This window comes from Acinetobacter sp. NyZ410 (assembly GCF_022828975.1).
Taxonomy (GTDB): Bacteria; Pseudomonadota; Gammaproteobacteria; order Pseudomonadales; family Moraxellaceae; genus Acinetobacter; species Acinetobacter guillouiae.
Map to the genome: position 1 here is coordinate 1,871,416 of NZ_CP094620.1, position 13,900 is coordinate 1,885,315.

Here is a 13,900-nt window from a genome sequence, read left to right on the forward strand (position 1 = left end):
AAATATAATAAAGCAACAGTTTGGCTATTATATTTCGCTCTGCAAAATAAATCCATTCATCACTGCGCTGTTGTGATGAATGGATACTCGGTTAGTGATTAAACAGTCAATGCTATGACACGTTTTCAATCACCATAGCTAAGCCTTGTCCTACGCCGATACATAAGCTAACGACAGCATATTTCTTATTGCGGCGGATCAGCTCACGCGAAACTGTCAGTGCAAGACGTGCACCAGAAGCCCCAAGTGGGTGGCCAATGGCAATTGCACCACCATTTGGGTTGACACGCGGATCATTAAAATCAACATCTAAACCTTTTAAGCAAGATAATACTTGTGAAGCAAAAGCTTCATTGATTTCAATGATATCCATATCATCTAAAGTCAGCCCTGCACGTGCAACGGCTTTTTTGATTGCTTCGATTGGACCAGCACCCATAATACGAGGTTCAATACCTGCTGCTGCTGCTGACAAGATTTTTGCCATTGGCTTTAAGCCATATTTTTGGCCCGCTGCTTCGGAACCGATGAGTAGTGCAGCAGCACCATCATTAATACCCGATGCATTTCCAGCAGTGACGACACCACCTTCAAATAATGGTTTTAATTTGGTTAAGGCTTCAACCGTTGAGCTTGGGCGAGGGTGCTCATCTTCAGAAACCAGTTTTGGTGGTAACTTTTTGCCTTGAAAGACTTCAATTGGGGTAATTTCACCAGTAAAAAAGCCGTCTTGTTTGGCTGTTTGATACTTTGCTTGAGATTGGGCAGCAAATAAATCTGCCTGTTCACGGGTAATGCCAAACTCAAGCGCGACATTGTCACCAGTTTCAGGCATTGAATGCCCACCGTATTGCGCAATCAGCTTTTTGTTTGGAAAGCGTGAGCCAATTGTGGTGTCGTAAATTTTGGCATCACGACTATAGGCAGATTCAGCTTTACCCATCACAAATGGGGCACGTGACATGCTTTCTACACCACCTGCAATATACAAGTCGCCTTCGCCACAGGTGATGGCGCGTGCAGAATCAATCACAGCACCCAAACCACTTGCACATAAACGGTTTACAGTTTGGCCAGGAACAGTCACAGGTAAGCCCGCGATTAATAGGGCATTTCTGGCAACGTTACGGCTATCTTCACCACCTTGGTTGGTATCGCCTAAAATAACATCTTCAATCGCTGCACCCGGAACCCCAGTTTTTTCAAGAAGCTTTTGTAAAACTGCCGCAGCTAAATCATCTGGACGTACTGAAGCAAGCTCACCTGCATGACGACCAATCGGGCTACGTAAACCATCATAAATATAGGCATTTAACATTGAGAAGTTCCTTTTCAAAATCCAGAATTAAAAGTAAGCGGTAAATTTAATGCGACACGACGTTGTAACCATGGGCTAGGGCGATAACGTGGGTCATAGGTCAGTGTTGAGATACGATTGAGAATGAGTAAGATTTTTTGGCTACCGATATGATCACCCCATTCAATAGGGCCAAATGGATAGCCTAAACCTAAACGGACTGCGGCATTGATATCATCGACACTGGCAATATTTTGTTGTGCAATATCACAACCTAAATTAATCACCATGGCTAAAACACGTTGTGCCACGAAGCCAATACTTTCAGCGATCATGCTGACCATAGCACCATCTAAATTAAACATAGAGTGGGCTGCTTGACGATACTCGGTGCTTGTCGCCAGTGACGGCATTAACGTTCTATGTTTATTTATGCCATATAGCATATCTATGCCAACAGCTTGTTGTGGATTGACTTTTAAACGTGTCGCTGCTTGGGTGGTATCTTCACCATAGCAAGCGAGTAAACATAAACTCTCAGGTAGTGGTTCTAGACCTGTATCTAAGACAATATTTTGCTGGATTAAATAATCTTCCAGTTGTTGTTTATCTTCAGCAAAATCAGCTGCAATCCAAACTTTTGGATAGTTGGTTAAACGCTCAACAAACTGTGCAGGTTTTTCACCTGTTTTTGTGCCTGTTTCATAGTGGTAAAAGCCTTGATTAACTTTACGCCCAAGTTGTTTGGCTTCAAGCATTTGTTTGGTCAATGGATTGGGCTTGTAACGGGCTTCTTCATAGTATTGATGATAAATCGACTCCATTACAGGATGTGATACATCCAGTCCTGTTAAATCCATGAGTTCGAATGGTCCCATTCTAAAACCAACACCATCTCTTAAAATGCGGTCAATTTCACTGATGTCACAGACGTTTTCATTTAAGATTTTTAACGCTTCGGTGCCATAGGCGCGCCCCGCATGATTAATAATAAATCCTGGGGTATCTTTGGCAACAACAGGTCGATGACCAAATGCACGTGATAGCTCATTTAATGCAGCTACAATGCGTGGATCCGTTTTTAATCCTTGGATCACTTCCACAACTTTCATCAGTGGTACCGGATTAAAAAAATGGAAACCGACTACACGTTGTGGTTTTTTACAGTTTGCTGCAATGGCTGTGATTGAAAGCGATGAAGTATTTGAGGCTAAAATAGTGGTGTCTGAAACGATCTCTTCGAGTTGTTGCATCAACGCTTGTTTGATATCTAAACGCTCAACAATCGCTTCTACAATCAAGTCGCAGGCTTTTAAATCTTCAAGTTGCACTGCAACGATCAAATGTTTGTTGGCATTTTCCGCCTGTTCAGCGCTGATTTTATTTTTATCGACCAGCTTTTGAAAAGTTGCTGCCAGCTTTTCTTTGGCCTGTAGCGCAGCACCTTCTTTGGTGTCATATAAATAAGTGGTATGACCTGATTGTGCGGCAATTTGAGCAATACCGCTGCCCATAATACCAACACCAATTACAGCCATGCTTTGAATATCATAAGTCATGTCGATCATCCTGATAACTGATCCAGATTAAACGAAAAATTAGAGATGGAAAAAATAGAAACGAAAGAAACCAGTACAGTTTGGTGGGTTAACTCAGACATTGTTTGTCACCATCAATCGGTAAAATTTGTCCAGAAATAGAGCAACCGCTTTCCGAGGCTAAAAATATACACAAATCGGCAATATGCTTTGGATTGACAAAATATTTGAGCGATTGATTTTTAAGTGCATTTTGCGTAACGGCATCCAAGGATGTTTGCGCGACATCTGCACGCGCTTGTAACACCCGTTGAACTCGTTCCCCATCCACTGCACCTGGAAGTATGGCATTGACTCGAATATTGTCTGCACCGAGTTCCATCGACAATGTTTTGGTAAAACCGATTAATCCCCATTTAGAGGTCGCGTAAGCCAAACGATATGGATAGCCCAAACGTCCAGCGATCGATGACATATTGATAATGACACCTGCTTCCGACTGTTTTAAAAAGGGGATGGCGAGTTGGGTGATAGCAAAGGTACTATTTAAATTAAGGTTTAATACCGCACTCCAATCGGCAAAACTCAATTCTTCTGCTGCAATGGTTGGGCCAGAAATCCCTGTATTATTGACCAGAACATCAATATGCCCCAGTTTGCTGATGGCATCACTAAACATAGACTTGATTTCATCATGGTTAGATAAATCACATGCATAAATATGTAGTGCAGGATAGGCCTTTTGGAATTGCGCTAAGCTTTCTGCATTGATATCACAAACGAAAACTTCATCGTGATGTGCTAAGAATGCTTCTGCAATACATCGTCCAATTCCTGAACCGCCTGCACTAATCAATACTTTTCTAGCCATTTCTATTCCATTGTTGTTATCAATTAAACTTATTTGCCTTGATATGAAGGTTTACGTTTTTCGATAAATGCTTGAATGCCTTCATTTTTATCTTCGGTCGAAAACAACAATTGAAATGATTTACGCTCCAATGCCAAACCTGCATTTAATGGAACATCTTCGCTCATTAAAGCAACTTCTTTGATTTGTTGCAGGGCAATGGGTGGCATTTTTGCGAGATTTTGCGCCATTTGAATAGCGGTTGAGATGGTCTGGTCATCTTCAGTAACTTGGGAAACCAGTCCAATGCTATATGCTTCTTCTGCTTTGACCATTACACCTGTCATGATCATACGCATCGCGTGGAATTTACCCACTGCACGAAAGAGACGTTGGGTTCCACCAGCGCCAGGCATTAAACCGACTTTAATTTCAGGTTGACCAAAAGTTGCGCCTTTACCCGCAATAATAATGTCGCTATGCATGGCAAGTTCACAACCACCACCCAGTGCATAACCATTTACAGCAGCAATCACGGGTTTAGGACATTGCGCAATTGCATTCCAATAACGTTCTGTATGACGTAGCAACATTTCTGTGGAGGTCGCGCTTGCCATTTCTTTTAAGTCTGCCCCTGCGGCAAAAACTTCTTCACCACCTGTGAGCACAATGGCATGGATCTGGTCATTAAAACTTAACTCAGTAAACACTTGAGCCAGTTGCTGACGCACCTGTGTATTTAAGGCATTTTTAGCCTCTGGACGATTAATCTTCACGATCGCTACTTTCTGAACAGAATAGTCAACTTCAATGAAACTGTTCCCTGTTATTTCACTCATTTTTTGATTCCTTGTTTCGCAGATCAAAACTATGTTTCTTTAATAATGCGTGTTTTGAAATTTATTTCAAGTATTTTTTATTCCTCTCGGCACTTTATCGTCAGCATATTTTTCTAAGTGATTGATATTTAATATTGGTAGAGTGTAAAATTTCGCTTAATGAAATTAATTTTCAAAAAAGCTTGAAATTTGTGTTTTCAATCTCGTACTATGAAACACATTCGCAGTAAACAAGATTTAAAACAGGGTATCCATTACCCAGCTGGAATAGCTGATGGGTGCAATGAAGCTACAAAAGAAGGGAGATCATAGATGATCCGTGATGAAGGAATGTTGCAACAGTTGCTCACAACAATTCGTGACTTTGTAAAAAATGAATTGATTCCACGTGAGCATGAGGTTGCCGAGCAGGACAAAATTCCTGAGGATATCGTGCAACAAATGCGTGAGTTGGGTTTGTTTGGGTTAACCATTCCAGAAGAATATGGTGGATTGGGAATTACCATGGAAGAGGAGGTGAATGTTGCATTTGAACTTGGACAAACTTCACCGGCATTCCGTTCACTGATTGGTACCAACAATGGTATTGGTTCAAGTGCGATTTTGATTGATGGCACAGAAGAACAAAAACAAAAATATCTTCCTCGTTATGCCAGCGGTGAAATTATTGGTTCATTTTGCTTAACCGAACCTGAGGCAGGTTCAGATGCCGCCTCTTTAAAAACCAGTGCGGTCAAAGATGGTGATTTTTACGTTTTAAATGGTACCAAACGCTTTATTACCAATGCACCACATGCTGCTACTTTTACCGTGATGGCGCGGACCAATCCTGATATTAAAGGCGCAAGTGGTATTTCTGCATTTTTAGTTGAAGCCAATACGCCTGGGATTAGTTTGGGAAAAATCGATCAAAAGATGGGACAAAAGGGTTCTCATACTTGTGATGTGATTTTTGAAAACTGCCGCGTTCCAGCATCAGCACTGATTGGTGGGATTGAAGGTATTGGTTTTAAAACAGCCATGAAGGTTTTAGATAAAGGTCGTTTACATATTGGTGCATATAGCGTCGGTGTGGCTGAACGGATGTTAAATGACGCACTTCACTATGCCATTGAGCGCAAACAATTTGGTCAGCCGATTGCTAATTTTCAATTGATCCAAGCCATGCTTGCAGACTCAAAAGCTGAGATTTACGCGGCAAAATGTATGGTGCTCGATGCTGCGCGTCGCCGTGATAATGGCGAAAACATTAGTACAGAAGCATCTTGTTCAAAAATGTTTGCCACTGAAATGTGTGGTCGGGTCGCAGATCGTTGCGTACAAATTCACGGTGGTGCTGGTTATATCAGTGAATATGCCATTGAACGTTTTTATCGTGATGTGCGTTTGTTCCGTTTATATGAAGGAACCACGCAAGTTCAACAATTGATTATCGCAAAAAACATGATTAGGGATGCTACAGCCTAATAACAATTAGATGCCATGAGGCAGGGGATGCCTCATATTCCTTCTGAGGATATGGACATGACAACGGAAACAGTTACACAAAATAATAGTGGTAATAATGGTGCTGGAGAGGTGATTCAGACACCCAAAAAGATTTGGATTACGGCCTTTATCTTTGCATTTTTTACTTTGCTTTGTGATGGCGCAGATTTAGGCTTTTTAGCGTTAAGTTTGACCAGTTTAAAGGCTGAGTTTCATCTGAGCGGTGTACAAGCAGGAACTTTGGGCAGTTTGACACTGTTAGGTTCCGCCGTGGGTGGTTTAGTTGGTGGATGGGCTTGTGATCGCTTTGGCCGAGTGCGCGTGATTGTATTCTTTATTGCTTTTTCTTCTGTTCTGACCTGTGCATTGGGTTTTACCCATTCATATATGCAATTTGCGATTTTAAGAACAGTCGGTGCAATGGGCTTAGGCGCACTTTATATTGCCTGTAATATTTTAATGTCTGAAATGGTACCGACCAAACATCGTTCTACAGTGTTGGCAACACTGATGACGGGCTATACCTTGGGGTCTTTACTTGCGACTTTATTGGCAGGTCATATTATTCCTGAACATGGCTGGCGTTTCCTGTATTGGCTTGCAATTACCCCGATTATTTTATCAGTACTGATGCATTTTATCGTACCTGAGCCTGAGTCATGGAAAAAAGCACGTCAATTAAAAGTCATTGCAACGCCACAAAATGCACAGCCTGTTAAACGTCAGAATCCGTATTGGGAAATTTTGAAAGATAAGAAACATGGCACCATGTTTGTGCTGTGGATTTTGAGTACTGGTGCTTTGCAATTTGGTTATTACGGGGTGAGTAACTGGCTGCCGGCTTATTTGGAATCTGATCTAGGAATCAAGTTTAAAGAAATGGCGATGTATATGGTCGGCACTTTCTTAATCATGATGTTTGCCAAAATTATTGCTGGGATTATTGCGGATAAATTGGGTCGCCGCGCTGTATTTGCATTCGGCACAATTGGCACAGCTCTATTTATTCCCGTGATTGTTTACCTTAACACGCCTGCCAATATTTTATGGCTCATGCTGTTCTTTGGTTTTCTATACGGCATACCGTATGCAATCAATGCCACATATATGACTGAAAGTTTTCCAACCTCAATTCGAGGCTCGGCGGTTGGCGGTGCATATAACATCGGTAAAGTACTTTCAATTTTCTCTCCATTAACCATCGGTTATTTATCACAACATGGTTCGATTGGTTTAGGACTGTTGGTGATGGCTGGAGCGTACTTTATATGCGGTGTAATTCCACTGTTATTTATTAAAGACCGACTATTTAACCCGCAAAAGGCAGAGTGACAATTTGACCTGTCACGTCAATTTAAGGATGAAAAGGGACAAGCGAAATGATAAATAAAATCACCAGTGACATTGAACCGATTTTAAAGGCAATTCCTGATGGTGCAACCATCATGACCAGTGGTTTTGGTGTGACAGGTCAGCCTGCGGAACTGATTGAAGCCTTAATCGATTTAGGTAAAAAAGAGCTGACCATTGTCAATAACAATGCTGCCTCTGGTGATCGTGGTTTGACCAAGCTGATCATTGCAGGTTGTGTCAGAAAAATGATCAGTTCATTTCCAAAGTCAGCAGGTTCGACTGTATTTCAAGACTTATATCGTGCAGGAAAGATTGAATTAGAACTGGTTCCACAGGGCAACTTAGCCTGTCGTATTCAAGCGGCAGGTGCAGGTCTAGGTGCAATATTTACACCGACAGGCTATGGCACAAAAGTCGCAGAAGGCAAAGAAACCAGAACCATTAATGGTCGAAACTATGTACTTGAGTATCCGCTTGAAGCTGACTTTGCTTTGATTTATGCCGATCAAGCCGATCGTTGGGGGAATTTGACCTATCGTAAGGCAGCACGGAACTTTGGCCCGATTATGGCAAAAGCGGCAAAAACAACCATTGTTCAAGTGAATCATACGGTAGATCTAGGAAGCCTTGATCCTGAGTGCATTATCACCCCCGGGATTTTTGTACAGCATGTTGTCAAAGTAGGAGATATCTAATGTCAGTTCAAAAACGTTCTCGTGAAGATATCGCTCAGTTGATTGCTCAGGATATTCCCGAAGGAGCTTATGTCAATTTAGGTATTGGTTTACCCACCAACGTTGCGAAGTATTTACCTCAAGACAAAGAAATCTTTCTACACTCAGAAAATGGGGTTTTGGCCTTTGGCCCGCCACCCAAAGCAGGTGAAGAAGATGAGGACTTGGTCAATGCTGGAAAGGAGTTAGTGACTTTGCTGGATGGTGGCTGCTTTATGCATCACGGAGATTCTTTTGACATTATGCGTGGTGGGCATCTGGATATCTGCGTGATTGGTGCTTTTCAGGTCGCAGTGAATGGCGATTTAGCCAATTGGCATACTGGCAAAGCTGATGATGTTCCCGCTGTAGGTGGTGCAATGGATTTAGCGGTGGGAGCCAAGTCAATTTATGTCTATATGGAGCATGTCACCAAAAAGGGCGAAGCTAAAATTGTCGATGTACTGAGTTATCCCATTACAGGGGAACAGTGTGTAGATCGTATTTATACCGATTTATGCATTATTGACTTAAAAGATCACAAAGCCTATGTCACTGAAATGGTTTCGGGACTGAGTTTTGATGAATTACAGGCAGTAACGGGCTGCCCGTTGATAGATGCACGAGACGCTTAGTTTATAAGCGTAGGAAAAAAAGCTTCTTTAAGGATTAAAAGATGAAAAAATTAATTTTAGCTACAGCTTGCGCTGTGGCTTCAGGGACTATTTTTGCAAATTCGCCAGTGACAGCAGAACAACGGATTAATCTGTTAGAGACAGAGCTGCAAAAACTCAAAGCAGAACTCGAAGCTCAAAAGCTGTCACAAAATAATTTGCAGGTCAAACAAGCAAAAATTGAAGAAAATGTAGAAAAAAATAAAGCACTTGAAACCGCGAAACCAATAGCGCCTTCATGGGTGACTTGGACAGACAATGTTAAAGTCTATGGAATTGCCCGACTTGATGCTGCAGTTGATTTTAAGTCCTCACCAGATTCGGGAGGAAGAACCACCAATAGCTTAAACCGTACTCCGTTTGAAAGTGACAAGCGTTCCGATCATGCCCGCTCAGATGCCATGATCAATGCCAGTCGAATCGGGGTGTATTTCAACAGTCCAGATAAGGCTGTAACAGGAAATATTGAAGCCGATTTCTTTGACAGTGCCAACATGGGTACAGGCGATGGTAAATTCCGTATTCGTCATGCTTTCTTTACTTATAAAGATTGGACTTTCGGTCAAACATGGTCTTTGATGTCCAATATGGAAACACGAACAGAGTCCGTCGATTATACTCAGTTTATGGGAACCTCTTATACCCGTACACCTCAAGTGCGCTATGACTGGAAGATAAATGGCAAGAGTGATTTAAAAGTCGCATTGGAATACACTGGATCTCGGGTTTCAGCATTCCCGACATTGACAGGTCGATATACCATAAAAGAAGGTGCCTTAACGGCTTTGGCTCAAGGTTTTGTCAATGAAAAATCTGTAGATGTTGCGAAAGATACCGTTAAAAAAGTCAGTTGGGGCGCGGGTGCAGGTTTAAAATACCAACTAAGCCCAGCACAATCTGTACAGGCGAATTATCAATATATTGTGGGTGATCAAAAATTCATGCCATATACCACACAAACTGGCCTGACAAATGCAACCAGCTTAAATGCAGCAGGTGATTTTTCTTTAAATGCACAAAAAACAGATTTAGAGATGAATAAACTCAATAGCTTAAATATTGGCTATTCATATAAATTTAATCCGCAATGGCGTGCAAATTTATCTGCATCGATTTTTGATTTTGATGATGATTCAGCTTATGCAAAACTCAATCCTGACGCAAATAAGCGTTTAACGGATTATGCTGCCAATCTGTTTTATTCACCTGCTGAGCAAATTGATATTGGTATGGAATATCATCAAGGTAAGCGTGAAGTGTTTGATGGAAGAACAGCAGATGTTTCCCGCATTAACTTTGTGTCGATGTACAAATTCTAAAATAAGGTGAGCTGTGCAATGGAAAAAATAGTTCAACCTGACACAACGCATATCTTGTCAAAAAGTTTTATTTTCATCATGGCAATGGCATGTGGAATTTGTGCGGGTTCGAACTATTATAACCAGCCTTTGATTTATTCTATTGCCGAGGCATTACAGGTCAATGCAGAGCAAGTCGCTTTAACAATTGTGATCGGCCAACTCTCTTATGCAGTTGGTCTGTTTATCTTGGTGCCGCTCGGTGATTTTTTTGAAAAGCGTAGCTATATTTGTCTGTTGATGTGCTGCACAGGTTTTGCCCAGATCGGACTTTCTTTAAGTCAAAGTTTGCCCGTATTGTATGGTTTTACCTTTTTAGCCACCTTCTTTTCGATTACGACACAAGTCTTGGTACCGTTTGCTGCTGGTTTGGCGAGCCCTCAAAAAAGCCCGCAAATTGTCGGAACACTGATGAGCGGCTTGTTTTTAGGCATTCTCTTGGCCAGATCAATCGCAGGCTTACTTTCGACCGTTTGGTCATGGCATGCGGTGTATTTACTCAGTGGTATGGTGATTTTAGCTTTTGCAGTAGTGATGTGGCTTAAATTACCCGTTGCTCGAAAATCTCATCAATTAACAGTGCTGCAAATTTATCGTTCATTGTTTACATTGGCCGTTGATCAGCCACATTTAATTCGCCGTGGTCTGGCAGGTGGGATCGGCTTCGGTATATTGGCGCTGATCTTTACCACCATGACTTTTATTCTTGCCAATGCGCCTTATCATTTCAATGATTTCCAAATTGGTTTATTTGGCATAGTAGGTTTGGCGGGTGTGTTTGCAACCCCTTGGGCGGGAAAACAAATTGCCAAAGGATTGGAAAATAAAGTTGCACTGATTTGTATGTGGTTATTGGTACTGGCATGGATTCCACTGTTTTTTGCCCAGCAGTCTTTGCTGGCTTATGCAGGGGGTGTGATTTTGGCTTATTTTGGTTTATCGGCCTTTCATGTACTTAACCAAAATCTGGTCTACCGAATTTCAGCACAAGCACGTTCTCGAATTAATTCTATTTATATGACACTGTATTTTGGTGGTGCTGCGCTGGGTTCTTTGGTTGCGGTCTACACGTGGAAACATTGGGGATGGAGTGTCTGTGTGGCTGTGGGTTTAGCCATGGCAATTCTAAGTTTTATAATTGACCGAATAGATTTTTATGCCATGAAGAAAACAGTGATAAAAGACTAAGCCGCAAAAGGGCTTAGTCTTTTTATTATTTTCGTATGATCATCAGTGTTGCCGTCGCAAACGCATAAATTTTGCCATTTTCATCCACAATTTTACCTTCTGTGGTGATGATATTGCGTCCAGCATTAATCAGTTCAGCTTGTGCGTAGTAGGCGGTATAGATTTGCATTGGGCGAATCATTTTCACATTGAGATCAATCGTGCCATAACCCACGCCATGTTCCAGCAAGGTATGTGCTGCACTTCCCGTTGCAGTATCTAAAGCAGTCGCACAAAAACCGCCATGGATTGTTCCTTGTATATTTCGATGCGCTTGACTTGGCGTAACCTTATACGTCGCTTTGCCTTTAGAAACTTCGATTAACTGCATAGGAATGGTTTGCGCCATGGGCGATGCTGAAATTTCACCATTTTTTAAAGCAGTTAAGAATTCAAGACCTGTGTATTGAGGGTTATCCATAAATCATCCTTGGAGTGTTAAGCGATCTAATTACCATACTATAAAATTTAATTTTACGAAATAATATTTTGCTATACAAAATTATTTTTTTAATCAAATATTATGCTTGAGTTTTAATTTAATTGGATATTTTTGTTTAAATACAGCTTATTGTGTCGGTTTGTCATGTTTTTGACGGTATTTTTGAATAAATTTATCTAATAAAAATGAAAATAAATTTTGCAATAAGAAATTTATTTGATATTTTTAAGCAATCGTAAAATAAAATTGTCATCTAAGGGAAATCATCTCTATCTGCATCATCGGCGGAAGAATTGAAAGGGAAACACTATGCCTTTATACAAAGCACCACTGCGTGATATGCAATTTGTACTGCATGAAATGCTGCAAACAGAAGAAAACTACCAAAAACTACCCAAATATCAGGAAACGGTCAGTCGTGAATTGATCAATCAATATTTAGATGCCGCAGCAGACTTTTGTGAAAATGAGCTTGCACCCATCAATCAAAATGGTGATCAGGAAGGTTGTCATTTAAATCAGGGTGTTGTTACAACCCCAGCAGGATTTAAACAGGCTTATCATAAATATACTGAATTGGGTTTTACCTCACTGACGGCGGATCCTGAATATGGCGGTCAAGGTCTACCTACTTTATTGCGTATTGCAATCTCAGAAATGCTGTGTGGTTCTAACTGGGCTTGGGCAATGTATCCAGGTTTATCGCATGGCGCAATGCGCACCATTGAACATCATGGTACAGCAGTACAGAAACAACAATTTTTAAGCAAACTGATTAGTGGCGTGTGGACAGGGACAATGTGTCTAACTGAATCACATGCAGGTTCAGATTTAGGTTTGATCCGCACTAAGGCCGAACCAAACCCAGATGGAAGTTATGCAATTACGGGCGAGAAAATCTTCATTTCTGCTGGGGAACATGACCTTTCAGAAAATATTATTCATATTGTTTTAGCCCGACTACCGCAAGCACCAGCGGGGACCAAAGGGATTTCACTGTTTATCGTGCCTAAATTTAACCTCGATGATGCCGGTGATTGCCAAGATCGCAATAAGGTTATCTGTAGTGCGATTGAACATAAGATGGGGATTCATGGCAATGCAACCTGTGTTTTAAATTTTGATGGGGCCAAGGGCTATTTAATTGGACCTGAAAACCGTGGGCTAAATTGTATGTTTACCTTTATGAACACAGCACGTATTGGAACAGCTGTACAAGGGTTGGCGGCTTCGGAGATTTCATTTCAAGGTGCGCTGAGTTATGCCAAAGAACGTTTGGCGATGCGCGCTTTATCAGGTGCAAAATACCCAGATAAAAATGCTGATCCGATTATTGTGCATCCAGCTGTGCGTTCGATGTTAATGACGCAAAAAGCCTTTTCTGAAGGTGGTCGAGCACTGGCATATTTTCTGGCTCAGCATGTTGATATTGTTGAAACATCCAATGATCCTGAACAACAGAAAATCTCAGATGAATTGTTGGCATTTTTAACCCCGATTGCCAAAGCTTTTTTAACTGAATCAGGCAATGAAGCGGCAAAACACGGCGTACAAATTTTTGGTGGGCATGGATTTATTGTTGAACATGGCATGGAGCAAATTGTTCGTGATGCCCGTATCTCAACCTTGTATGAGGGAACCACAGAGATTCAGTCTTTAGATTTGCTGGCACGTAAGGTGCTCAAGTCGGATGGCAAACTATTAAAAAATATGACTGATTTAATAGAACAGTTTATTGCAGCCAACCAATCAAACGCTGTATTGGCAGCTTATCTGGAAAAACTGACGGAGCTCAAGCAACAGTGCTTATCAATCACAGACAGTGTTGCCAAAAAAGCACAGCAAAACCCAGAAGAAATTGGCGCTGTTTCAGTTGATTATCTGTATTTCTCTAGCTATGTCGTGTTTGCTTATCTTTGGGCACGTATGGCGCAAGTAGCAGATGAAAAGTTAAGCCAAGCAACGCAGGACGAAAAATTTTATCAGGCTAAATTAACTACAGCGAAATTTTTCTTTCAAAAATTATTACACCGGACCCAAAGTCATGCGGCTGCTATTGCATCAGGTGCTGAAGCGGTAATGGAATTAGAACAAGATGACTTTGCTTTTTAAGCCGGGTCA

Annotated in this window: 12 protein-coding genes; 7 read left to right on the forward strand and 5 right to left on the reverse strand. The window is 41.3% G+C overall.

Annotated features, from left to right (window positions below; translation table 11 throughout):
- Positions 1–112: 112 nt before the first annotated feature.
- From MTO68_RS08760 to MTO68_RS08775, 4 genes are all read right to left on the reverse strand, one after another.
- Positions 113–1,318: a 3-oxoadipyl-CoA thiolase gene (locus tag MTO68_RS08760; protein ID WP_244015653.1), complete on the reverse strand. Its 1,206-nt coding sequence runs from the start codon at positions 1,316–1,318 to the stop codon at positions 113–115.
- 14 nt (positions 1,319–1,332) lie between these two features.
- Positions 1,333–2,856: a 3-hydroxyacyl-CoA dehydrogenase gene (locus tag MTO68_RS08765; protein WP_244015654.1), complete on the reverse strand. Its 1,524-nt coding sequence runs from the start codon at positions 2,854–2,856 to the stop codon at positions 1,333–1,335.
- Positions 2,857–2,944: 88 nt separating this feature from the next.
- Positions 2,945–3,706 carry an SDR family oxidoreductase gene (locus MTO68_RS08770; RefSeq protein ID WP_004721461.1) on the reverse strand — a complete coding sequence of 254 codons (762 nt, stop codon included), beginning with the start codon at positions 3,704–3,706 and terminating at the stop codon, positions 2,945–2,947.
- 29 nt (positions 3,707–3,735) lie between these two features.
- The gene (locus MTO68_RS08775; protein ID WP_034614875.1) at positions 3,736–4,524 is read right to left on the reverse strand and encodes an enoyl-CoA hydratase; all 789 of its coding nucleotides are present in this window, start codon (positions 4,522–4,524) and stop codon (positions 3,736–3,738) included.
- A gap of 312 nt (positions 4,525–4,836) precedes the next feature.
- Here MTO68_RS08775 and MTO68_RS08780 point away from each other — a divergent pair, with 312 nt between their 5' ends.
- The 6 genes from MTO68_RS08780 to MTO68_RS08805 are packed head-to-tail and all read left to right on the forward strand — an operon-like array spanning position 4,837 to position 11,298.
- Positions 4,837–5,991 carry an acyl-CoA dehydrogenase family protein gene (locus MTO68_RS08780; protein WP_004721459.1) on the forward strand — a complete coding sequence of 385 codons (1,155 nt, stop codon included), beginning with the start codon at positions 4,837–4,839 and terminating at the stop codon, positions 5,989–5,991.
- Between the two features lie 57 nt (positions 5,992–6,048).
- A complete protein-coding gene (locus MTO68_RS08785; protein WP_016539715.1) occupies positions 6,049–7,344 on the forward strand; it encodes an MFS transporter in 1,296 nt (431 codons plus the stop codon).
- Positions 7,345–7,391: 47 nt separating this feature from the next.
- On the forward strand, positions 7,392–8,060 hold the full coding sequence (locus tag MTO68_RS08790; protein WP_004721455.1) for a 3-oxoacid CoA-transferase subunit A: 669 nt from the start codon (positions 7,392–7,394) through the stop codon (positions 8,058–8,060).
- Positions 8,060–8,713, forward strand: a complete 654-nt coding sequence (locus tag MTO68_RS08795) for a 3-oxoacid CoA-transferase subunit B (protein ID WP_244015655.1) — start codon at positions 8,060–8,062, stop codon at positions 8,711–8,713. Before MTO68_RS08790 ends, MTO68_RS08795 begins: the two co-directional genes overlap by 1 nt.
- A gap of 41 nt (positions 8,714–8,754) precedes the next feature.
- On the forward strand, positions 8,755–10,071 hold the full coding sequence (dcaP, locus tag MTO68_RS08800) for an outer membrane trimeric porin-like protein DcaP (protein WP_244015656.1): 1,317 nt from the start codon (positions 8,755–8,757) through the stop codon (positions 10,069–10,071).
- A gap of 18 nt (positions 10,072–10,089) precedes the next feature.
- The gene (locus tag MTO68_RS08805; RefSeq protein WP_034614883.1) at positions 10,090–11,298 is read left to right on the forward strand and encodes an MFS transporter; all 1,209 of its coding nucleotides are present in this window, start codon (positions 10,090–10,092) and stop codon (positions 11,296–11,298) included.
- Positions 11,299–11,323: 25 nt separating this feature from the next.
- On the opposite strand, the gene MTO68_RS08810 is transcribed toward MTO68_RS08805, so the two are convergent.
- The gene (locus tag MTO68_RS08810) at positions 11,324–11,758 is read right to left on the reverse strand and encodes a PaaI family thioesterase (protein ID WP_244015657.1); all 435 of its coding nucleotides are present in this window, start codon (positions 11,756–11,758) and stop codon (positions 11,324–11,326) included.
- Between the two features lie 330 nt (positions 11,759–12,088).
- Between MTO68_RS08810 and MTO68_RS08815 the strand changes: the two genes are divergently transcribed.
- Complete coding sequence (locus MTO68_RS08815; RefSeq protein WP_244015658.1) at positions 12,089–13,891, forward strand: acyl-CoA dehydrogenase C-terminal domain-containing protein; 1,803 nt, start codon at positions 12,089–12,091, stop codon at positions 13,889–13,891.
- The last annotated feature ends 9 nt before the right edge of the window (positions 13,892–13,900 follow it).